At 70.8% G+C, this 21,086-nt stretch carries 17 protein-coding genes; 7 read left to right on the top strand and 10 right to left on the bottom strand.

Annotation, left to right across the window (positions count from 1 at the left end):
- Positions 1–213 precede the first annotated feature (213 nt).
- Together DY218_RS08105 and DY218_RS08110 are read right to left on the bottom strand one after the other, a co-directional pair.
- Positions 214–747 (bottom strand): TrmH family RNA methyltransferase, encoded by a 534-nt coding sequence (locus DY218_RS08105; protein ID WP_128555237.1) that lies wholly within the window; start codon positions 745–747, stop codon positions 214–216.
- Between the two features lie 129 nt (positions 748–876).
- On the bottom strand, positions 877–1,899 hold the full coding sequence (locus DY218_RS08110) for an oxidoreductase (protein WP_128555238.1): 1,023 nt from the start codon (positions 1,897–1,899) through the stop codon (positions 877–879).
- A 140-nt stretch (positions 1,900–2,039) separates the two neighbouring features.
- Between DY218_RS08110 and DY218_RS08115 the strand changes: the two genes are divergently transcribed.
- The gene (locus DY218_RS08115; protein ID WP_128555239.1) at positions 2,040–2,990 is read left to right on the top strand and encodes an FAD-dependent oxidoreductase; all 951 of its coding nucleotides are present in this window, start codon (positions 2,040–2,042) and stop codon (positions 2,988–2,990) included.
- An 87-nt stretch (positions 2,991–3,077) separates the two neighbouring features.
- Here the strand turns inward: DY218_RS08115 and DY218_RS08120 are convergent, their stop codons facing one another.
- Positions 3,078–4,826, bottom strand: a complete 1,749-nt coding sequence (locus DY218_RS08120; protein ID WP_407703584.1) for a BCCT family transporter — start codon at positions 4,824–4,826, stop codon at positions 3,078–3,080.
- A 72-nt stretch (positions 4,827–4,898) separates the two neighbouring features.
- On the bottom strand, positions 4,899–6,194 hold the full coding sequence (locus DY218_RS08125; RefSeq protein WP_128555240.1) for a M14 family metallopeptidase: 1,296 nt from the start codon (positions 6,192–6,194) through the stop codon (positions 4,899–4,901).
- Between the two features lie 350 nt (positions 6,195–6,544).
- Here DY218_RS08125 and DY218_RS08130 point away from each other — a divergent pair, with 350 nt between their 5' ends.
- The 3 genes from DY218_RS08130 (at position 6,545) to DY218_RS08140 (ending at position 10,392) form a co-directional block, all read left to right on the top strand.
- Complete coding sequence (locus DY218_RS08130; protein ID WP_128555241.1) at positions 6,545–8,044, top strand: M1 family metallopeptidase; 1,500 nt, start codon at positions 6,545–6,547, stop codon at positions 8,042–8,044.
- A gap of 153 nt (positions 8,045–8,197) precedes the next feature.
- A complete protein-coding gene (locus DY218_RS08135) occupies positions 8,198–9,280 on the top strand; it encodes a FecCD family ABC transporter permease (RefSeq protein ID WP_128555242.1) in 1,083 nt (360 codons plus the stop codon).
- A 23-nt stretch (positions 9,281–9,303) separates the two neighbouring features.
- Positions 9,304–10,392, top strand: coding sequence for a FecCD family ABC transporter permease (locus tag DY218_RS08140; protein WP_128555243.1), 1,089 nt, complete (start codon positions 9,304–9,306; stop codon positions 10,390–10,392).
- Positions 10,393–10,420: 28 nt separating this feature from the next.
- On the opposite strand, the gene DY218_RS08145 is transcribed toward DY218_RS08140, so the two are convergent.
- Entirely contained in the window at positions 10,421–11,398 is a 978-nt protein-coding gene (locus DY218_RS08145) for an ABC transporter substrate-binding protein (protein ID WP_128555244.1), read from the bottom strand.
- Between the two features lie 148 nt (positions 11,399–11,546).
- On the opposite strand from DY218_RS08145, the gene DY218_RS08150 reads away from it, so the two are divergent.
- Both DY218_RS08150 and DY218_RS08155 read left to right on the top strand, forming a co-directional pair.
- Positions 11,547–12,347 (top strand): siderophore-interacting protein, encoded by an 801-nt coding sequence (locus DY218_RS08150; protein WP_128555245.1) that lies wholly within the window; start codon positions 11,547–11,549, stop codon positions 12,345–12,347.
- A 95-nt stretch (positions 12,348–12,442) separates the two neighbouring features.
- A complete protein-coding gene (locus tag DY218_RS08155; protein WP_128555246.1) occupies positions 12,443–13,195 on the top strand; it encodes a MerR family transcriptional regulator in 753 nt (250 codons plus the stop codon).
- Between the two features lie 56 nt (positions 13,196–13,251).
- Here DY218_RS08155 and DY218_RS08160 read toward each other — a convergent pair whose 3' ends face one another.
- The 5 genes from DY218_RS08160 to DY218_RS08180 all read right to left on the bottom strand — a co-directional run bounded on the left by DY218_RS08160 (position 13,252) and on the right by DY218_RS08180 (position 19,689).
- Positions 13,252–15,429, bottom strand: coding sequence for a 3-hydroxyacyl-CoA dehydrogenase NAD-binding domain-containing protein (locus DY218_RS08160; RefSeq protein ID WP_128555247.1), 2,178 nt, complete (start codon positions 15,427–15,429; stop codon positions 13,252–13,254).
- A gap of 83 nt (positions 15,430–15,512) precedes the next feature.
- On the bottom strand, positions 15,513–16,727 hold the full coding sequence (locus DY218_RS08165) for an acetyl-CoA C-acetyltransferase (protein WP_128555248.1): 1,215 nt from the start codon (positions 16,725–16,727) through the stop codon (positions 15,513–15,515).
- 73 nt (positions 16,728–16,800) lie between these two features.
- Positions 16,801–17,967 carry an acyl-CoA dehydrogenase family protein gene (locus DY218_RS08170; protein WP_407703585.1) on the bottom strand — a complete coding sequence of 389 codons (1,167 nt, stop codon included), beginning with the start codon at positions 17,965–17,967 and terminating at the stop codon, positions 16,801–16,803.
- Positions 17,968–18,055: 88 nt separating this feature from the next.
- Entirely contained in the window at positions 18,056–19,201 is a 1,146-nt protein-coding gene (locus DY218_RS08175; RefSeq protein ID WP_199566665.1) for a CaiB/BaiF CoA transferase family protein, read from the bottom strand.
- 83 nt (positions 19,202–19,284) lie between these two features.
- Positions 19,285–19,689 carry an MmcQ/YjbR family DNA-binding protein gene (locus DY218_RS08180; protein WP_128555249.1) on the bottom strand — a complete coding sequence of 135 codons (405 nt, stop codon included), beginning with the start codon at positions 19,687–19,689 and terminating at the stop codon, positions 19,285–19,287.
- Between the two features lie 101 nt (positions 19,690–19,790).
- On the opposite strand from DY218_RS08180, the gene DY218_RS08185 reads away from it, so the two are divergent.
- Complete coding sequence (locus tag DY218_RS08185) at positions 19,791–21,062, top strand: saccharopine dehydrogenase family protein (protein ID WP_128555250.1); 1,272 nt, start codon at positions 19,791–19,793, stop codon at positions 21,060–21,062.
- Positions 21,063–21,086 lie beyond the last annotated feature (24 nt).

Consider the following 21,086-nt stretch of genomic DNA (forward strand, 5'->3'; position numbering starts at 1 on the left):
CGCGGCGGCGGACGCGACCGGCGCGGAGGCAACCGCGAGCGCCGGGGTGGCAACGGCGACCGGCACGGCTCGGGCGCCGGCCGCGGCGGCGGCCGCCCGTCACCGGCGAACAGCGCGATGGCGGACGCCCTGCGCAAGGCGGGTCTGGTCGACCCGAAGTGACACACCGCGTCAACTCCGCCCGGTGCGGGCGGAGTTGACGCGCCTCACTGCTCAGGCGAGCCCCGCGAGCCGGTAGAGCACCAGTGACCCGGCCACCGCGACATTGAGGCTCGCTCCCGTGCCCACCATTGGGATCTCGACACAGGCGTCGAGCAGATCGAGTGCCTCCGGAGGGATCCCCGACTGTTCGTGGCCCAGTACCACCACGGTCGGCTCGCGGGCCACGGGCAGATCGCCGAGGCGTACGGATTCCTCGGCCAGTTCCACACCGACGATCCGTACGCCCCGCTCCCGCTGCCGGACCAGCCAGCCGAGCGGATCGCCGGTCCAGTGCGTGCAGAGCGGTTTGCGCAGGGTGTTCCCGCGAGCCAGCGCCTCGGGCACCCAGGGGAAGCGCGGCACGGTCAGACAGGCGCCGACGGCGTCACAAGTGCGGGCGAGCGTACCGAGGTTGGCGCCGTGCAGCGGCCACAGGGGTGCGGCGTAGAGATGGTCCCAGCAGGAGTGCGCGCGGGGTCTGCGGGCGCGGCGCAGGTCACCGCGGCTGCGGGGGCGGATCGCGGGTCCGCGCCGTGCGGCGCTCACCGCGGTGCGGAGGCGATCCTCCGGACGTGCTCAACTGTCATGGTGATACGGCGTTCTGTGCCCGCCGTGGGGCCTTGTGACGGGTCATCGGTGTCCGGGGCAGCGGTGTCGGGGGCAGCGGTGTCCGGGTCAGCGCGCAAGCGGCGAGACCAGCACGCTCCCGGTGGTGCGCGCCACGATGAAGGATCGCCCCTTGGTCGCCCGCGCGTCCAATGGAATTCGGTGCTGCCCCGCCTCCAGTACGTCGTCGAAGACCTCGTGCACATGGGTGCGGTAGAGCCGGTCGAGGCGGTACGCGGTGAGGGTGACCCGGCAGGTCGAGGTGACCTCCACGCCCGCCGTGCTGTCCTCCGCGACCAGCGCGGTGAGGCGCCGCTGCGCGGCCGGGCTCCGGTCGAGCGCGTCCTCGATCTGTGCGACGAGCAGCGGCACGACGGGGGCGAGGCCGTCGACGTACGCCACATCGGCGCCCGCCCGCTCGAAGGCCTCCCGGACCGCGGTGCGCCGGGACTCGGGGACGGCACGGCCGAAGGCGACGGCGCCGTAAGTGGCCAGCTCCTGGGGCGGGATGGCGGTGACGTCCTCGGTGATCTCGGCGCCGATTCCGATGATGCGCAGCGCGCCGGCCAGCTTCGCGAACACGGCCGCCCGGGCGCCGATCAGGAGCACCCTGCGGTGCGCGGCGGGCTCGGCGGCAGCGAGCAGCCGGGACAGTTCGGCCCGGTACTGGTCCCCGCGGAAGCGGAACGGGCCTATCCCGTGGTACCCGTTGCGCTCCAGGTCCACCTGTTCGTCCGTCTGCCAGGCGAAGTCGCGCCACACCACGTCGTCGCCGGCGCGCTCGATGACGGCGGTCACCGCGCCGCATTCGAGTCCCTCGCACTCCGGGCAGCCGTAGATCAGATGGCGGCCGCCGGCCAGCGGTGGATCCGCCTCAAGGAGCAGGCCCCGTACCTGTGCGGTGAAAATCGCGGGCGGTACGTCGGCGGCCAGCGGGGACACCGCGTCCAGGTCGGACAGCTGGAAGAGCAGCGGGCGCCCGTCGATGATGAAGTCCGTGAAGTCGCGGTGGACCTGGTAGTTCCCGTCGGCCGTCACGGCACCGGCGCGCATCGCTGGTGCCAGGCCGAAGCTCGCGTACTCGGCTGACATGACCTGAGTATCCCCACTGCGGCGGAGATCGAGCCCGGCATCCGGCAATCCGTTGCCGGATGTTCAGCGGCGTCTCGGGGCGGAGCCGGCGGGCCGGCCCGCCGGCGCGACTGCCTGTACGGGCCACGTAGGGTCGGTTCATGACAGCAGATGTGATCGTTCTGGGTGGTGGCGTGATCGGTCTGAGCACGGCGATCGTGCTCGCCGAGCGCGGCAGCCGGGTGCGGGTGTGGTCGCCCCGGGAGGCGGCGGACACCACCTCGGCGGTGGCGGGCGGCCTGTGGTGGCCGTACCGGATCGAGCCCGAGGCGCAGGTCGGCGACTGGTCGTTGCGTTCGCTGCGGCTGTACGAGCGGCTCGCGGACGATCCCGGGGACACCGGCGTACGGATGGTGCCCGGAGTGCACGCCGGGGTGCGCCTGGCCGATCACGGGCCGTGGACGGCCCAAGTGCCGGGCCTGCGCGAGGTGTACGGCGACGAGGTGCCGGGGCACCACGAGGTCGGGCTCCGCGCGGTGACACCGCTGATCGACATGCCGGTGCACCTCGGCCGGCTGCGCCGGCGCCTGGAAGCGGCGGGCGGCACGGTGCTGTCACGGGCGGCCGGCAGCCTGGCGGAGGCCGCGGCCGAGGCGCCGACGGTGGTCAACTGCACCGGCCTGGCGGCCCGTGAGCTGGCCGCGGACCCCGAGGTGCATCCGGTGCGCGGGCAGCTCGTGGTGGTGGAAGACCCGGGGGTCGAGGAGTGGTTCACCTCGGTCGACGAGGCGGCCGCGACGACGTATCTGCTCCCCCAGCCGGGCCGGCTGCTGCTCGGCGGCACCGCACAGGAGAACGACGGGGACCCGCTCCCCGACCCTGCGACGGCCGAGGCGATCGTGGCGCGCTGCGCACGCATCCACCCGGCAGCCGCCGAAGCAAAGGTCATCGGCCACCGGGTGGGGCTGCGGCCGGCCCGCACCTCGGGCGTGCGGATCGACGCCGAACGGCTGCCAGGAGGCGGCCTGGTGGTGCACAACTACGGCCACGGGGGCGCCGGGATCACCGTCGCCTGGGGCTGCGCCGACGCGGCGGCAGCGCTGGTGCCCTGAGCGGCGCCCGGGGCCCGTGAACGCCGACAGGGCGCCCCGCGGTGGGGCGCCCTGCCGGATCTGGCCGTCAACCGTGGTGCACGGCCGTCACGAGGACTTCGGCGGAGTGTCGGACGCCGGAGTCTCCTCCCCGTCCGCGCCCTCCTCCTCGGGCGGCGTGGGCGCGATCTGGAACTCGAAGTCCCCGTCGAACTGTTCGTGGCCCGCGATCACGGCCATCTCGACGGCTTCCTCGCCCTTCTCCGCCCGTACGATCAGCGGGTCCTTGCGCAGGTCGCGCATCAGGGCCCAGCACATGCCGACCATGACCACGGCGAAGGGTGCTGCGACCAGGATCGTCAGATTCTTCAGGCCTTCCAAGGCGTTGTCCTTGCCGTCGCCGATCAGCAGCATGATGGCTGCGACGGCACCGGTGACCGCCCCCCAGAAGATCACGACGAGCCTGGTGGGTTCGAAGGTGCCCTTCTGCGACAGCGTGCCCATCACGATGGACGCGGCGTCCGCGCCGGACACGAAGAAGATGCCGACCAGGACCATCACCAGGACGCACATGGCGGTGGCGATCGGGAACTCCTTGAGCAGTGAGAACAGTTGGCCCTCGACGGTGTCCTCGGCCGGCAGCTGCTTGGTCTCGGTCAGCTTCATCGCGGAGCCGCCGAAGATCGCGAACCAGACCAGGCTCACGCTGCTGGGCACCAGGATGACGCCGCCGATGAACTGACGGACCGTGCGACCGCGGCTGATGCGCGCGATGAACATGCCGACGAAGGGCGTCCAGGAGATCCACCACGCCCAGTAGAAGACCGTGTAGCTGCCCAGCCAGTCCGCGATGTCCTTGCCGCTGGACGCCTCGGTACGGCCCATCAGCTGCGGCAGGTCACCGAGGTAGTGCGCCACGGAGGTCGGCAGCAGGTCGAGAATCACGATCGTGGGGCCCGCGACGAAGACGAAGAGGGCGAGGATTCCGGCCAGCACCATGTTGATGTTCGACAGCCACTGGATTCCGCGTTCGACGCCGGACACCGCGGAGAGCACGAACGCCGCGGTGAGGACCGCGATGATGACCACGAGCAGGCCGGTGCCGGCCTGGGTCCAGTCCAGCTCCTTCATTCCGCTGCCGATCTGCAGCGCGCCGAGACCGAGGGACGCGGCGGAGCCGAACAGCGTCGCGAAGATCGCGAGGATGTCGATGACCTTGCCCCAGCCGCCGTTGGCACGCTCCTCACCGATCAGCGGGGTGAAGACGGCGCTGATGGTCTGCCGGCGGCGGCGCCGGAAGCAGCTGTACGCGATGGCCAGGCCGACCACCGCGTAGATCGCCCAGGGGTGCAGCGTCCAGTGGAACAGGGTGGTCGCCATCGCCGTTTCCATGGCGGCTGCGGAGTCCGCCGGATCGGTGCCCGGCGGAGGGGAGTTGTAGAACGTGAGGGGCTCGCTCACGCCGTAGAACATCAGGCCGATACCCATACCGGCGCTGAACATCATGGCGATCCAGGACACCGTCCTGAACTCTGGTTCCTCGCCCTCCTGGCCGAGCGTGATCTTGCCGTAGCGGCTGATCGCCAGCCAGAGCGCGAAGACCACGAAGCCGGAGGCGGCGAGCACGAACGCCCAGCCGCCGTTGTGCACCAGGCCGGTGAGCATCTTTCCCGACACGCTTTCGAGCGAATCGGTCGACACTGCTCCCCAGAGCACGAACGCGAGGGTGAAGGCGGCGGTCACACCGAACACCACACGGTCCGTCTGTGGGCGCGCGGTTTCGTGCAGACCTTCGGGGAACTCCGCCGTCACCGGCGAATCCCCCCCACCGGTCGGGTTCTGTGCGTCATGCGACACAAGCGGCACCTTTCAGAGCTATGAATTTTTCTCCTTGTACCCCCTACCACAGGTGACATGTGTCTGGGGCGTTCAGCAATCCGGGACGGGCCGTCCGTCCGTGAGGGAGTAGGTGGCACGCTCGTCGAGAAGCAGCGGTACGAGGGCACGCATCGACTGCCTCAGAGGTACGAAAGCACCGGCGCCGTCGCGCCGCACGGTGACGCCGTGGAGTGCGAGTTCGTCACGCACGTCGGCGTACTGGGCCGGTTCGAGGGCGTAGCCGCAGGGCGGGTCGGACAGGATCTCGGACGGTTCGGCCGGTTCGTTGTCGGCGCCGCCGAGGAAGACCGGGCCCCGATCGGCGTAACCGGCGCTGCGGGCTTCGGCGGTGGCGGCCCGCAGGGTGCCCGCGCGGTCCTGTGCGTAGCGGAACAGGCCTTGCAGTGCCGACTGCTGCGAGGCGACGCGGCGGCGGTTGTTGAGCGCCTCGTCCTCCTTCTCGGCGTCGGTGAGCGGGTCGACACGGCTCTCGATGAGCAGGCCCACCGAGTGCTTCACGCCGGAGGCGTTTCGCAGGATGCGCTCCTGGCCGTCGCCCGCCGTCTGTTTGACGGGGTCTCCGGTTGCCGGGTCGGTCCAGATGCCGTAGGTACCGGTGGAGTGGCCGTCGTGCTCGGCCGCCGGGCGCACATGGTCGCTCGAGAGCAGCTCCGACTCGGTGTGCACCTGGTCGTGGGTGTTGAGATTGCGCGGCCACAGGTCGAACAGATCCTTGTCGTAGTACGGGGGCGTGGCGCCGTACTCGTGCAGGTCGTAGATGATGTCCGGCCGGTGGTCGCGGATCACGGCCGCCATGGCGCGGGCCTCGGCGGTCTCCAGGGCGATGTGGTCGCGGTTGACGTCTACTCCGTCCGAGTTACCGCGGGTGTCGGCGGCGCGGCCGTCGGGGTTGGCGGTGGGGACGACGAGAAACGTGGTGTGCGAGCGGAGCCGGCGGGTCCGCTCGTCCTGGCCGTAGCTGAGATCGCGGATGGTGGAGAGACAGGCTTCACGCCCGGACGGTTCGTTGCCGTGCTGACTGCACACCAGGAGCACCGTCGCCGCGGTCCGGTGGCCGGAGCCGATGCGGACGAGTTGGAGCGGGCGGCCCTGGTCAGTGGTGCCGATCCGCTCGACGCTGGTCCGGTCGATCTGCCGGTCGACGGTGGCGAGCAGTCGTTGCTCCTCGGACTGTGTGGTCCAGCGTGCGCCGTCGGTCCGTTCGAAACCGGTGCGCGGCGGCTTCGGCGTACCGGCGCCGTCGGCCCGGGCGGGTGCGGTGAGCACGGGCACGACGAGCGCGGTGGCGGCAGCGGCCAGCAGTGCGATGCGCAGTCGGGATCTCACGGGCGTTGCCTCCCTGGGCGGGGCGGTTCGCGGGCACCGGGCCGGACGTCGGTTGCACGGCGTGCGGCTGCCGTGCGGCCCGGGCCGCCGACGGCATGACGCGGAAGGTACCGCGCGGGGGCGCCGCGCAGAAGAGGGCGTGATCGCCGGGCGTACGACAAGTGCCGCACGGCGCGCGGGCGATGGAGCGCCGGCTCCCTGCGACCTGGCGCGTCTCGTGCCGGCCGCTGATGACGCCCTCGTGGCGATCACATGACAGGAGCGGCCATGGGCATGACCGGGACCGCGGGTACTCAATAGGCTCCTCCCGTCCCACAAGTTTCCCTCCACCGTGAAGACTTGGAGCCACAGTGCACCGCAGACTCATCGCCCCGAGCGCGCTCGCGGCCTGCCTCCTGCTGGCGATCCCGGCATCGGCCGCCGACCACGCACCGGGCGCACCCGGGATCGGCGACCCCTACTACCCGGCGAGCGGCAACGGCGGATACGACGTGTCGCACTACGACCTGCGCCTCAAGTACCAGCCGGAGACCGACCTGTTGGAGGGCACGGCGACGCTGCTCGCGACCACCACGCAGAATCTGTCCCGGTTCAATCTGGACTTCGGCCTGAAGGTCGACGAGGTGCGGGTGAACGGCAAGAAGGCCGAGTTCACCACCTCCGGTGAGCAGGAGCTGGAGATCACTCCGGCGACTCCGCTGCCCAACGGGGCCTCGGCGACGATCGTGGTGCGGTACGCGGGCAAGCCGTCCGAGGTCGAGATCAACGGCTACACGGCCTGGCACCGCACCCCGGACGGGGGCATCGCCGCACAGGAGCCCGAGTCGGCCGCCTGGTGGTTCCCGTCGAACGACCATCCCCTGGACAAGGCGACGTACGACGTCTCCGTGCAGGTGCCGAACGGCAGTCAGGCGATCAGCAACGGCGTACTGCAGTCCGAGAACCCGGTCGGTGCCGACTGGACGCGCTTCAGCTGGCGTTCGGACAAGCCGCAGGCGACCTATCTCGCCACCCTCGCGGTCGGGAAGTTCGACGTGACCACCGACACCACCGAGGGCGGACTGCCGGTCCTGAACGCCTACAGCAAGGACCTCGGCGAGCACGCGGGCGCCGCACGGGCCAGCATCGAGCGGACCGCGGAGGTCACGGACTGGCTCACCGAGATCTTCGGCCCGTACCCGTTCAACGCGGTCGGCGGCTACGTCCCGAACGTCACCAGCGGCTACGCTCTCGAGACACAGACCCGGCCGTTCTACAGTCCCAAGCAGTTCGCCAACGGCTCGAACGTCTCCGTGGTGGTGCACGAGATCGCCCACCAGTGGTACGGCGACAGCGTCTCCCTCAAGGGCTGGAAGGACATCTGGGTCAACGAGGGCTTCGCCCGCTACAGCCAGTGGCTGTGGTCCGAGAAGGAGGGCGAGGGCACCGCGCAGGAGCTGGCCGACTACGTGTACGCCCAGCACCCGGCGGACGACGAGTTCTGGACGGTCGAGCCCGGCGACCCGGGCCCGGACAACCAGTTCCACGCCGCGGTCTACGACCGGGGAGCGCTCGCCCTGCAGGCGCTGCGCAACGAGATCGGGGACAAGGCCTTCTTCGAGATCCTCAAGGGCTGGCCGACCGAGAACGCGTACGGCAACGCCGATGTGCAGGACTTCGTCGCCTACGCGGAGAAGGCCTCGGGCAAGCCGCTCGCGGACCTCTTCGACACCTGGCTCTACCAGCCGACGAAGCCCTCGGCACCGGCCGCGGCCGCCGCGTCCCTGTCCCGCTCCGACGCAGAGCCCGAGCGCCCGAAGTCCTGGAAGCAGATCCAGCGCACCAACTCCGTCCACGATCACGACCATTGAGCATGAGCCTGGTGCCGGGGGAAGCGCTCTCGGCACCAGGCACCTCACGGGCTCGGACCATCCCGCACCGTTAAGTACGGTTAGGCTTACTTAACCAAGGCCTCCGCTGTACGCAGGAGTCGACGGATGCGGACGGAAGGAACCACGTCGCGAATGCGCCGCGAAGTGCATGACACGGCCCTTGCGACCGAGCCCTCGAAAAGCGCCGTCCGCGGCCCCGGGCAGCGGCCCACGACGACCAGGACCGTCCTGCGCGGCAGCGGACTCCTGCTGCTCTGCACCTTGCTGTTCCTGCTCGTCCTGTTGAGCATCTGGGTCGGCACCAAGGGCACCTCGGCGGCCCAGGTGTGGCATGCGCTGTGGCGCGACGACGGTTCGTACACCACCGATGTGGTGCGCCAACTCCGGCTCCCCCGCACCCTGGTGGGCCTACTGGTCGGTGCGGCGCTCGGGGTGGCCGGGGCGCTGATGCAGACGCTGACCCGCAATCCGCTGGCCGACCCAGGGCTGCTCGGGGTGAATGCGGGGGCGTCGGCCGCCGTGGTCTTCGCGATCGGCGTGTTCGGGCTCGGTGACTTCATCGGCCTGGTCTGGTTCTCGTTCCTCGGCGCCGCTGCCGCGGCCGTCGCCGTCTATGCCCTGGGGGCGTCGGGACGGGCCGGCCCCACCCCGATGCGCCTCACCCTCGCCGGCGCGGCCGTGAGCGCGGGACTCGGCGGGATCATCGCAGGACTCACCGTCTTCGACGCAGCGACCTACGACTATCTGCGGTTCTGGATGGTCGGTTCGCTGGCCGGCCGCAAGCCCGAACTGGTCCTGGATCTGGCGCCGTTCGTGCTCGCCGGGCTGCTCGGCGCGCTGCTGCTCGCACGCTCGCTGAACTCGATCGCGCTCGGGGACGAACTGGGCAAGGGGCTCGGCGTGCACATCAACCGGACCCGTGGTCTGACGGTGGCCGTGGTCACCGTGCTGTGCGGCACGGCCACCGCCGCGGCCGGGCCGATCGGCTTCGTGAGCCTCGTCGTACCGCTTGTCTCCCGCTGGCTGGCCGGCCCGGATCTGCGCTGGAACCTGCCGTACTGCATGGTGCTCGCTCCCGTACTGGTACTCGGTGCCGACACCGTCGGCCGGGTCGTACTGCCCGAGGGCGAGTTGGAGGTGGGTGCGGTGACAGCGCTCGTCGGGGCTCCGGTGTTCATCGCCATGGTGCGCCGGCGCCGGGGATCCGCCCTGTGACCGGCACGAGGCCGGCCGCAGCGATGGGAGCTCGGGTCCCCGCCCGGTCCGTCAGTGCCCGCGTCGGCCGCTGGTCCCTGCGCGTCCACCGCAGGACCGCGCTGCTGAGCGCGAGTGCGCTGCTCGCCGCGGGAGCGCTGCTCGCGGTGAGCCTGTGCACGGGCTCGTATCCGGTCGCTCCGTCCGCCGTCCTCCGCGCGCTGTTCCACGGGACCGGCGACCGGCTCGCCGTGCATTTCGTCAACCAGGAGCGGCTGCCTCAGGCCCTGTTGGCGATCCTGGTCGGCGGTGCGCTCGGGATGAGCGGTGCCGTCTTCCAGAATCTCTCCCGCAATCCGCTGGCGAGCCCCGATGTGATCGGCTTCAACAGCGGGGCAGCGACCGGCGCGATCCTGGTGCTCGTCCTCGGCGGCGGTGCGGCGCCGGTGGCGGTCGGCGCGATCGGGGGCGGTCTGGTCGCGGCCACGGTGGTCTTCCTGCTCGCCAACAGCGGGGGGCTGCACGGCGTACGCCTGATCCTGATCGGCCTCGGCGTCACCGCGATGCTCGGCTCGGTCAATTCGTATCTGTTGACGCGTTCTTCGCTGCACGACGCGCAGAACGCCCACATCTGGCTGATCGGCACCCTGAACGGCCGTTCCTGGGGCGCCGTCCAGACCATAGCGGTGGCTCTCGCCGTGCTGCTGCCCGCGACGCTGTTGCTCGGCAGGCAGCTGCGCATCCTCGAGATGGGCGACGAACTCGCCCAGGGGCTCGGGGTACGGGTGAACCTGACCCGGATCGCCCTGACCGTGCTGGGCGTCGGTCTGTGCGGGGTGGCCGTGGCGAGCGCCGGGCCGGTGCCCTTCATCGCCCTCGCGGCTCCGCAGATCGCCCTGATGCTCTCCAGGAGTCCCGGCGTGAGCATGCTCTCCGCCGGTGCGATGGGCGCCGCACTGCTGTCCGGCGCCCATCTCTTCTCCGGGCAGGCCATGGGGTGGTTCGCCGCGATCGGCCTGGTGGGCGAGCAGCAGCAGGACAGTCAGCTGCCGGTCGGGGTGACGACCGCGGTGCTCGGCGGTGCGTATCTGGCCTGGGCACTGTTCCGCAGGCGGCGGTCCACGCAGGGCTGAGGGCGCCGAATCACGAACTCCCCGCGGATCACAGCTTCTTGAGCACCGCCTCGATCTCGTCGACCGCGCCGAGCGCGAAGGAGTAGCAGGCCACGCCGTAGTGCTTGATCGGGTACGCGTGACCGGCACGCACCGCGGGGACCCGCTTCCAGAGCTTGTTCGCCAGGAGCTCCTTGGTGGTCGGCGGAGTGCTGCCGTCGAACTGGCCGACGTACAGCAGCACCGTGCAGTCGTCGAGCACGTCGAGCTCCTCGTAGCTCTTCTCCGTGAACCCGGCGTCGCCCTTCGGCGTGCCCTTGCCGATCTTCAGGCCCAGTTCGCGCAGCACGGTCAGCAGCGGTGAGCCGAGGTAGAACTTGCCGCTGGGGCCGCCGCTCAGCACCGCCCAGGTGGACTGCTCGATCTGCTTCGCGTAGGTGCGGCGCACCTCCTTGACGCGCGACTCGTACTTGCGCCTGGCGCTGGTCAGCCTGTCCTTGCGGTTCACCGCCTCGGCCATCTTGGCGATCTGCTCGTGCCAGAGGGCACCGCTGTGGCCCCAGTCGTAGAACGCGACCGGGGCGATCTTGCTGAGCGGTGCCGTCTTGTCCTTGTAGAACTGATCCACGATCAGATCGGGCTCGAGCCGGGCGACGGCCTGCGCGTTGGGGACGCCCGGGGCGCCGATGGTCTCGACGTCCTTGAGCTTGGCGTAGGACGCGGCGGGCATCAGCGCCCGCTGCGCGGTGCCGTCCGGGACACCCACGGGCACCAGACCGAGGTCGAGCAGCATGAGGGCGTCGTAGTTGACGGTGGCCACCACGCGCTTCGGCTGCTCGGGGACCGTGATGGAGCCGTTGTCGGTCTTGATGCGTCGGGTACTCGCGGCCTTGTCGCCGCCCTTGTCCTCGCCGTCGCCCGATTCGCTCACTCCGCATGCCGAGAGTCCGAGAGCGGCCGCGCCGCCGGCGAGGCCGCCGAGGAAGCGTCTCCGGTCGACCGGGACCGGCCAGGTGCGTGGGCTCATGTTCGTTCCCCTCCAGGGAAGTCGGGCACGGCGGAAGGCGGGCATGGCGAAGCCATCGCCCGAGTCGGCAAGGTTAGGCTGTCCTAACTTATATCCTCCGCGACCTTCCGGGCAGCGGCCGGTCGATCAGCCAGCAAGGAGCCAGTGGATGAACCAGGCGACCGAGGAGCACCGCCACCGCAGCCGCCGGCCGGGCAGCCTGTACGTCACACGGGTCAGCCGGGTCCGGCGGCTCACCCCGCGGATGCTTCGACTGACGTTCACCGCACCCGAGCTCACCGGGTTCGTCAGTAACGGCACGGACCAGCACGTCGCCCTGTACTTCTACGAGCCAGGGGTCAACCTGCCGCGGCCGTTCACCACGCAGGCCGCCCGCGAGCTCTACGCAACGGCGAAACCGCGGCTGCGCCGCTATACGATCCGCCACCACCGCCCCGAAGTCGGCGAGGTCGACATGGACTTCGTCCTGCACGGACCCGACCAGCTGGCCTCCGGCTGGGCCGAGCGGGCCGTTCCGGGCGACGAGGCCATCTGGTTCGGGCCGAGTCCCGCCTACCCCCTGGATGCCGAAGCCGACTGGACTCTGCTGCTCGGAGACGAGACCGCCCTGCCCGCCATCGCCGTCATCCTCGAAGAGCTGCCGGAGGGCCATCCGGTGACCGTGCTCGCCGAAGTGGCCGACGCCGCCGAGGAACTGCCCCTGCCGACCCGCGCCGACGCCCTAATACGGTGGCTGCACCGGAACGGCCGTCCCGCCGGTGAGCTGCTCGCCGCGGAGGCCGGAACCCTGGCCCAGGCCCCCGGCCGCGGCCGGGTCTGGGGCGGCGCCGAGCGGGACGCGGTCCGCGCGCTGCGCCGGCACTTCGTCGACGAGCTGGGCATGGACCATGCCGACACCCGGCTGACCACGTACTGGACGAAGGGGGAGCGCCAGGACGAGGAGGCATGAGCCGTTCGCCCGTGACGCCGGGGCACTTTCACAACAGTGGTGAGACAGCAATACTGTTCCACCGGACCATGACGGCGGCGGGAGAAGGAGCGCTCATGACGACGGAAGCCGAGGAGCCGACCCTCACGGTCGACGAGCTGGCCGCCCGCACCGGGGTCACGGTCCGCACCATCCGCTTCTACAGCACCCGTGGACTGCTGCCGCCGCCGGCCATCGGCCCGCGCCGGGTCGGACGGTACGGCTCCGACCACCTCTCCCGACTCGCGCTGATCGAGGAGCTGCAGCACCAGGGCATGACGCTCGCCGCGATCGAGCGGTATCTGGAGCAGCTCTCGCCCGATCTCAGCGCCCGCGACCTCGCCATCCACCGCGGCCTTGTGGCCACCTGGGCGCTCGACACGGCCGAGGAGGTGGACCGCGCCGAGCTGGAGCGCCGGGCGGGCCGGAGTCTGGACGAGACGGAGATCGACCGGCTCGCCGCGTTCGACGCGCTCGCCAGGACGGACGACCCGGAGCTCTTCCGGATCGATGCCGGGATGCTGCGCCTCGGGGTCGAGCTGCTCGGCGTGCCGTTCACCCACGAGGCGATCCTGGCCTCGCGCGCGGTGCTGATCGAGCACACCCGCGCGGCGGCGCAGGACTTGAGCCGGATCTTCCGCGACGAGGTGGGTGAGGCTCCCGGCAAGCCGGGTGCGGAAGCCGAGCATGTGGCGGCGATGAAGTCGCTGTCCGCCCATATGCAGCCGCTGGTGATACAGGCCCTGGTCATGGCGTTCCAGCGCTCCCTGCGCGAGGAGCTGCGCGGGGCGTTCCGCCCGAGTTCCGAGGGCGGCCACGGGACAGCCTGAGGGCGGCCACGGTACGAGCAGGGCCCGCGTCGCACGGCGACACGGGCCCTGGTGTGTCAGGCGTCGGTGAAGGTCTCGCCCTTCTCCGCCTTCTCGACGAGCAGCGCGGGCGGCAGGAACCGGTCGCCGTAGCGCTCGGCCAGCTCGCGGGCGCGCGCCACGAAGCCGGGCAGTCCGCCCTCGTAGCCGTTGATGTACTGCAGGATGCCGCCGGTCCAGGCGGGGAAGCCGATGCCCATGATGGAGCCGATGTTGGCGTCCGCGACGGAGGTCAGGACGCCCTCCTCGACGAGCCGGACGGTGTCCAGGGCCTCGGAGAACAGCATCCTCTCCTTCATGTCCTCGAACGGGATCGAGGCGCCGTCCCGGGTGAAGTGCTCGCGCAGCCCCGGCCACAGGCGGCCCCGCTTGCCGTCCTCGCCGTACTCGTAGAAACCGGCGCCGCCGCTGCGGCCGGGGCGGCCGAACTCGTCGACCATGCGGTCGATCACGGCCTCCGCGGGGTGGGTGGCCCAGGTGCCGCCGGCCTCCTCGATCGCCCGCTTGGACTCGTTGCGGATCTTGCGCGGCAGGGTGAGGGTCAGCTCGTCCATCAGGGAGAGCACCTTCGCCGGATAGCCGGCCTGGGCGGCGGCCTGCTCGACGGATGCGGGCTCGATGCCCTCGCCGACCATCGCCACGCCCTCGTTGATGAAGTGGCCGATCACGCGGGAGGTGAAGAAGCCGCGCGAGTCGTTCACCACGATGGGCGTCTTGTTGATCTGGCGGACCAGGTCGAAGGCGCGGGCCAGGGCCTCATGCGAGGTCCGCTCGCCCTTGATGATCTCGACGAGCGGCATCTTGTCGACCGGCGAGAAGAAGTGCAGGCCGATGAAGTCCGCCGGCCGTGCGACGCCCTCGGAGAGCAGGGTGATCGGCAGCGTCGAGGTGTTGGAGCAGAGCAGTGCGTCCGGCTCGACGACGTCCTGGATCTCCTGGAACACCTTGTGCTTGAGCGCCGGGTCCTCGAAGACGGCCTCGATGACCGCGTCGCAGCCCACCACGTCCTGCGGGTCGGTGGCCGGGGTGATGCGGGCGAGCAGCGCGTCCGCCTTGTCCTGGGTGGTACGGCCGCGCGAGACGGCCTTGGCGCAGAGCTTCTCCGAGTACGCCTTGCCCTTGGCGGCCGCCTCGGCGGAGACGTCCTTGAGGACGACCTCGATGCCGGCCCGCGCGCAGGAGTACGCGATGCCCGCGCCCATCATGCCGGCGCCGAGCACCGCGACCTTGGTGACCTTGCGGGGTTCGATGCCCTTCGGGCGGTTGGCGCCGGAGTTGACGGCCTGCAGGTCGAAGAAGAAGGCCTGGGTCATGTTCTTCGAGGTCTGGCCGGAGACCAGCTCGGTGAAGTAGCGCGCCTCGATGGTCTGCGCGGTCTCGAAGTCGACCTGGGAGCCCTCGACGGCGGCCGCGAGGATGTTGCGCGGGGCGGGGTAAGGGGCGCCGTTCGTCTGCTTCTTGAGGTTCGCCGGGAAGGCCGGCAGGTTCGCCGCGAACTTCGGGTTGGCCGGGGTGCCGCCGGGGATCCGGTAGCCCGGCTTGTCCCAGGGCTGCTGTGCCTCGGGGTTGGCGTCGATGAACGCCCGCGCCTTGGCGAGGAGTTCGTCGCGGTCGGCGGCGACCTCGTGGATCAGGCCGTTCTCCAGGGCGCGCTTCGGGTTGTACTGGGTGCCCTGGAGGAGCACCTTGAGCAGTGCGTCCGCGATGCCGAGCAGGCGTACGGTCCGGGTGACGCCGCCGCCCGCGGGGAGCAGGCCGAGGGTGACCTCGGGCAGGCCGATCTTGGTGCTCGATCCGTCCAGGGCGACGCGGTGGTGGCAGGCGAGGGCGATCTCGTAACCGCCGCCGAGCGCCGCGCCGTTGATGGCCGCGACGACCGGCTTGCCGAGGGTCTCGATGCGCCGCAGATCGCGCTTGATGCCCTGGCCGGCCTCGAAGGCGAACTGGGCGGTCTCGGGGGTGACGGCGATCAGTTCACGCAGGTCGCCGCCGGCGAAGAAGGTCTTCTTGGCCGAGGTGAAGATGACACCGCGCACGCTGTCGCGCTCGGCCTCCAGCCGGTCCGTGACCGCGGTGAGGGAGGCCTTGAAGGCCTGGTTCATGGTGTTGGCGGACTGGTCGGGGTCGTCGAGTACGAGGGTGACGACGCCGGTCTCGTCCTGTTCCCAGCGGATGGTGGTGGGCTCGGTGCTCATCTGGCTTTCTCCGTATGGCCGTAAGTGCCGTAAGTGCCGTAAGTGCCGTAAGTGAGGGACGGATCCGGATGGGACGGACGTCGTCAGAGGCGCTCGACGATGGTGGCGATGCCCATGCCGCCGCCGACGCAGAGCGTGGCGAGGCCGTAGCGCTTGTCCTGGCGCTCCAGTTCGTCGACGAGGGTGCCGAGGATCATCGCGCCGGTGGCGCCGAGCGGGTGGCCGAGGGCGATCGCTCCGCCGTTGACATTGACCTTGTCGAGGGAGAGGCCCATGTCCTTGACGAAGCGCAGGACGACCGCGGCGAACGCCTCGTTGATCTCCACCAGGTCGATGTCGTCGATGGTGAGTCCGGCCTTGGCGAGTGCCTTGCGGGTGGCCGGCGCCGGGCCGGTGAGCATGATGGTGGGCTCGGAGCCGGAGACGGCGGCCGAGACGATCCGGGCGCGCGGGGTGAGGCCGTACCGCTCCCCCACCTCGCGGGTGCCGACCGCGACGAGGGATGCGCCGTCGACGATTCCGGAGGAGTTGCCCGCGTGGTGGACGTGGTCGATCTCCTCGACCCAGTGGTACTTCTGCAGTGCGACGGCGTCGAAGCCGCCGAGGTCGCCGATGTCCTTGAAAGAAGGCTTGAGGCCGGCCAGCGAGTCGGCGGTGGTGCCGGGGCGCAGGTGCTCGTCGTGGTCGAGGACGGTGAGGCCCGAGCGGTCCTTGACGGGCACGATCGAGCGGTCGAAGCGGCCGTCCTTGACGGCGGCGGCGGCACGCTCCTGGGAGAGGGCGGCGTACTCGTCGACGTCGCGCCGGGAGAAGCCCTCGATGGTGGCGATGAGGTCGGCGCCGATGCCCTGCGGGACGAATCCGGTCTCGTGGTTGGTCATCGGGTCGGCGAACCAGGCGCCGCCGTCGGAGGCCATCGGCACCCGCGACATCGACTCGACGCCGCCGGCGAGCACCAGGTCCTCCCAGCCCGAACGGACCTTCATGGCGGCCAGGTTGACCGCTTCGAGGCCCGAGGCGCAGAAGCGGTTCTCCTGGACTCCGGCCACCGTGTCGGGCAGGCCTGCGGCGATCGCGGCGATGCGCGCGATGTCGGAGCCCTGGTCGCCGACCGGGCCGACGACGCCGAGCACGATGTCGTCGACGGCGGCCGGGTCCAGGTCCGGGAAGCGGTTCCTGACCTCGTGGATGAGGCCGACGACCAGATCGATCGGCTTGGTGCCGTGCAGGGCGCCGTTGGCCTTGCCGCGGCCGCGCGGGGTGCGGATCGCGTCGTAGACGTACGCTTCGGTGCTCAAGGTCTGCAGCCTTTCGGGAATGCGGTACGGGAGGGGTGCCGGGGAGACGGTGGGGCGTCGCTTGGGGCGTCGCTCAGGACAGCAGCGAGCGGCCGATGATCTCCTTCATGATCTCGGTGGTGCCGCCGTAGATGGTCTGGATGCGGCCGTCGGTGTACGCCTTGGCGACCGGGTACTCGGTCATGTACCCGTATCCGCCGTGCAGTTGGAGGCAGCGGTCGGCGACGCGCTTCTGCAGTTCGGTGGCCCACCACTTGGCCATCGAGGCGTGCACGGCGTCGAGCGCTCCCGCGGCGTGGTCGGTGATGCAGCGGTCGAGGAAGGTCCGGGTGACGGCGCACTCGGTGGCCATCTCGGCTATCTCGAAGCGGATGTGCTGGAGCTTGGCGAGCGGCCGGCCGAACGCCTCGCGCTCCTTGACGTACGTCATGGTGATCTCGAGCAGATGCTCGGCGGCGGCGATCCCGGCGACCGCGATGCCCATGCGCTCCTGGGCGAGATTGGTCATCAGGTACAGGAAGGCGCCGTTGACCTCGCCGAGCAGATTCTCCTTCGGGACGCGGACGTCGGTGAAGAACAACTCGGCGGTGTCCTGGGCCTTCTGGCCGATCTTGTCGAGATTGCGGCCGCGCTCGAAGCCCTCCATGCCGCGCTCGACGACGAACAGGGACAGGCCCTTGGAGCCGCCGCCCGGTTCGGTGGCCGCGACGACGATGACGAGGTCGGCCAGGACGCCGTTGGAGATGAAGGTCTTGGAGCCGTTCAGGAGCCAGTGGTCGCCCTTGTCCTCGGCGCGGGTCTTGATGCCCTGCAGGTCGGAGCCCGCACCTGGCTCGGTCATCGCGATGGCGGTGATGGTCTCGCCGGAGCAGAATCCGGGCAGCCAGCGCTGCTTCTGCTCCTCGGTGGCCAGGGAAGTCAGATACGGGCCGATGATGTCGTTGTGCAGCCCGATTGCGAGTCCGGGGGCCGCGGCCCGGGTGAACTCCTCGGCCAGTACGGCGCTGAAGCGGAAGTCCGTGTTGCCACCGCCGCCGTACTCCTCGGGCACGGCGAGCCCGAGGAGTCCCTGCCGGCCTGCGGCGAGCCAGGCCTCTCGGGCGACGATGCCGTCCCGCTCCCACTGCTCGTAGTACGGCAGGACCTCCTTGGCGAGGAACGCCCGGACGGTCTCGCGGAACGCCTCGTGCTCCTCGGTGTAGAGGGTGCGGCTCAGTCCGGAGGGCGTACTTGGCGTCATGCTCGAGCTCCCTGGGTGGCAGGCGGGTGAGGCGTACGGGGGCGGTGGTGCGGTCCGCCGTCGTGCGGGCGGCACCGGGTCCTGGACATCAGCTCTTGTCGTCCGCCGTGAGGCCCGGGAGGTCCCAGTCGGCGGCGATCTCGGCGGTGTGCGCGCCGGGGCGCGCGGGCGCGCTGCGGACCGCGCCGGGGGTGGCGGAGAAGCGGGGCGCGGGTGCGGGCTGGGTGATACCGGAGTGCTCGACGAAGGTGCCGCGGGCCGCCAGATGCGGGTGCTGCGGCGCCTCGCGCAGGGACAGCACGGGAGCCACACAGGCGTCGGAGCCGGCGAAGACGGCCGTCCACTCGTCGCGGGTACGGGTCTTGAACCGCTCGGCGATCGCGCTGCGCAGCTCGTCCCAGCGGGCGAAGTCCTTGCGGCCCGGCGCCTCGTCCTCGATGCCGAGCAACCGCACGAACTCGTCGTAGAACTGCCGCTCCAGGGCGCCGACGGCCATGTAACCGCCGTCCGCCGTCTCGTAGTTGCCGTAGAACGGGCAGCCGCCGTCGAGCAGATTGCTGCCGCGCCGGTCCTGCCAGCCGCCGGCCGCCATCATGCCGTGGATCATCGAGGCGAGGTGCGCGGCACCGTCCACGATGGCGGCGTCCACGACCTGGCCCTCGCCGTGGGTGCGGGCGTGCTGCAGGGCGGCGAGCACGCCGACGACGAGATAGAGCGAGCCGCCCGCGTAGTCACCGACCAGGTTGGCCGGGACTGCGGGCGGCTCGTCCGGCTTACCGATCATGCCGAGGGTGCCGGTGACGGCGATGTAGGCGATGTCGTGGCCCGCCCGGTCGGCGAGTGGGCCGTCCTGGCCCCAACCGGTCATCCGGCCGTAGACCAGGCTCGCGTTGCGCTCGTGGCAGGCCTCTGGGCCCACGCCGAGCCGCTCGGCGACCCCGGGGCGATAACCCTCGATGACGATGTCCGCGCGCTCGGCCAGGTCGAGGACGAGGCCGGGGCCTTCGGGGGACTTGAGGTCGATGAGCACCGATCGCTTGTTGCGGTTGGTGATGTCGTGGTCCGGGTCGATGGCCAGGCCCGCGCCGCCGGGGCGGTCGACGCGGACGACGTCGGCACCCAGGTCGGCCAGGAGCATCGCGGCGAACGGCCCCGGGCCGATGCCGGCCAGCTCGACGACCTTGATCCCGCTCAGCGGGCCGTGCCCCGCATCTGACGTCGCTGTCCCCGACATCGAACCCCCAGCGCTGTGACAGTACTGATGTAACAGCAACGATGTTAAGAACGCGTTCCACTCCGCACAAGGGCTGCGGCCCCTCAGCGGGAGTCGAGTTCGCCGATCAGCTTCTTGGGGGCGACGGCGCGGAAGCTCTCCTCGACCCAGTCGCAGAGCAGATCAGAGCGCGGTGCGCCGTCGACCGCGAGCGGCAGGCGGACCCAGCCCGAATTGCCTAGGCCGTAACCGGCCGGTTCCGCGCCGGGCATGGTCATCGCGTGCGCGTGCAGTGCCTCGTCCGTCAGCTTCACCGTCACGCCCAGCGGATGGCTGCCGTCGGTCACTCCGAGGAACACGAAGACCTTCTTGTTGACCTTCACCACCGTCCTGCCCCAGGGGTGGTCCTCGAAGGCGCCCGGCAGGCCGAGGGCGAATCCGTGCACCTTCTTCCACGCCGCCAGCGCCTGCTTCGGCACCGGGTGTGCCGCTTGATTCGACTCGGACATCAGGCCTCCGTGATCCGTCGGGGTCCGTGCTCGCTCCTGCTGCGACCACGCTAGCCTCGGCCACCGACAACGGCGCGGGTACGAGTTCGAAAGGCGGCGGCATGGGCGACGGTGGAGCAAGGCGCGGGAACGGCCCCCGGGACGGCTCCCGGGAGGTGACGCAGGACCGTGCGGCGAAAGCCGGTGCACGCGGCGGGTCGTCGCAGCGGGCGTACGACATCGTGCTCTACGGGGCCACGGGGTTCGTCGGCGTCCTGACTGCCGGGTATCTCGCCGAGCACGCTCCCAAGGGCCTGCGCTGGGCGCTCGCCGGCCGCAGTCTGCCGAAGCTGAAGCGGCTCAGGGACCAACTGGCCGCGGACCGTCCGGAACTCGCGAACCTGCCCCTCCTGCAGGCGGCCGCCGACGACCGTGCGGCGCTGCGCGACATCGCGGACCACGCGCGCGTGGTGGCCACCACGGTCGGGCCGTACGTCACCTACGGACAGGAGCTCGTCGCCGCCTGCGCCGAGGCGGGCACCGACTGCCTGGACCTCAGCGGCGAGCCGGAGTTCGTCGACCTGACCTATGTACGGCACGACGCCCGCGCGCGTGAGACCGGTGCGCGCCTGGTGCACGCGTGTGGGTTCGACTCGGTCCCGCACGACCTCGGGGTGCTGTTCACGGTCGGTCAGCTGCCGGACGGCGTGCCGCTGCGGATCGACGGCTACGTCAGCACCAACGCCCGTTTCTCGGGCGGCACCTTCGCCTCCGCGCTGACCGCGTTCTCGCGGGGCCAGCAGACGCTGGAGGCTGCGCGCGACCGCCGTCGGCACGAGCCGCGGCCGGTCGGCCGGCGCGCCTACGCGCCGCTGGGCAGGCCGCATTTCAGCGGTGAGCTGGGGGCCTGGGGAGTGCCGCTGCCCACGGTCGACCCGCAGATCGTGCAGCAGTCGGCACGCGCGCTCGCTCGCTACGGCCCCGATTTCCGCTACCGGCACTACGCGGCCGTACGCCGGCTGCCCGTGGCGGTGGGCGGCGCGGCGGCCCTGGGCACGCTGGTCGCGGCCGCCCAACTGCCGCCTGCGCGGCGCTGGTTGTCGGACCGTCTGCAGCCCGGTGACGGGCCGGACAAGGAGCGTCGTGACCGGTCCTGGTTCTCGGTGCGGTTCGTCGGCGAGGGCGGCGGAGAGCGGGTGTACACGGAGGTCGCGGGCGGTGACCCGGGGTACGACGAGACGGCGAAGATGTTCGCCGAGGCGGCGATGTGCCTGGCTCTCGACGACGTGCCCGCCACCGCGGGCCAGGTCACCCCGGCGGTCGCCATGGGTGACGCGCTGACGGACCGCCTCAGGGCCGCCGGCATCACCTTCCGGGTGGCCGCGAAGCGCTGAGGTGGCACGGGCCGTCTGCCGGCC

The sequence above is a fragment of the Streptomyces triticagri genome, assembly GCF_003429565.1.
Classification (GTDB): Bacteria; Actinomycetota; Actinomycetes; order Streptomycetales; family Streptomycetaceae; genus Streptomyces; species Streptomyces triticagri.

Bases quoted from the DNA above. Each gene is read 5' to 3' on its own strand.
- DY218_RS08110 (WP_128555238.1), bottom strand. From the start codon at position 1,899: ATGTCAGCCGAGTACGCGAGCTTCGGCCTGGCACCAGCGATGCGCGCC.
- DY218_RS08115 (WP_128555239.1), top strand. From the start codon at position 2,040: ATGACAGCAGATGTGATCGTTCTGGGTGGTGGCGTGATCGGTCTGAGC.
- DY218_RS08135 (WP_128555242.1), top strand. From the start codon at position 8,198: ATGCGCCGCGAAGTGCATGACACGGCCCTTGCGACCGAGCCCTCGAAA.
- DY218_RS08140 (WP_128555243.1), top strand. From the start codon at position 9,304: ATGGGAGCTCGGGTCCCCGCCCGGTCCGTCAGTGCCCGCGTCGGCCGC.
- DY218_RS08145 (WP_128555244.1), bottom strand. From the start codon at position 11,398: ATGAGCCCACGCACCTGGCCGGTCCCGGTCGACCGGAGACGCTTCCTC.
- DY218_RS08150 (WP_128555245.1), top strand. From the start codon at position 11,547: ATGAACCAGGCGACCGAGGAGCACCGCCACCGCAGCCGCCGGCCGGGC.
- DY218_RS08155 (WP_128555246.1), top strand. From the start codon at position 12,443: ATGACGACGGAAGCCGAGGAGCCGACCCTCACGGTCGACGAGCTGGCC.
- DY218_RS08160 (WP_128555247.1), bottom strand. From the start codon at position 15,429: ATGAGCACCGAGCCCACCACCATCCGCTGGGAACAGGACGAGACCGGC.
- DY218_RS08170 (WP_407703585.1), bottom strand. From the start codon at position 17,967: ATGACGCCAAGTACGCCCTCCGGACTGAGCCGCACCCTCTACACCGAG.
- DY218_RS08175 (WP_199566665.1), bottom strand. From the start codon at position 19,201: ATGTCGGGGACAGCGACGTCAGATGCGGGGCACGGCCCGCTGAGCGGG.
- DY218_RS08180 (WP_128555249.1), bottom strand. From the start codon at position 19,689: ATGTCCGAGTCGAATCAAGCGGCACACCCGGTGCCGAAGCAGGCGCTG.
- DY218_RS08185 (WP_128555250.1), top strand. From the start codon at position 19,791: ATGGGCGACGGTGGAGCAAGGCGCGGGAACGGCCCCCGGGACGGCTCC.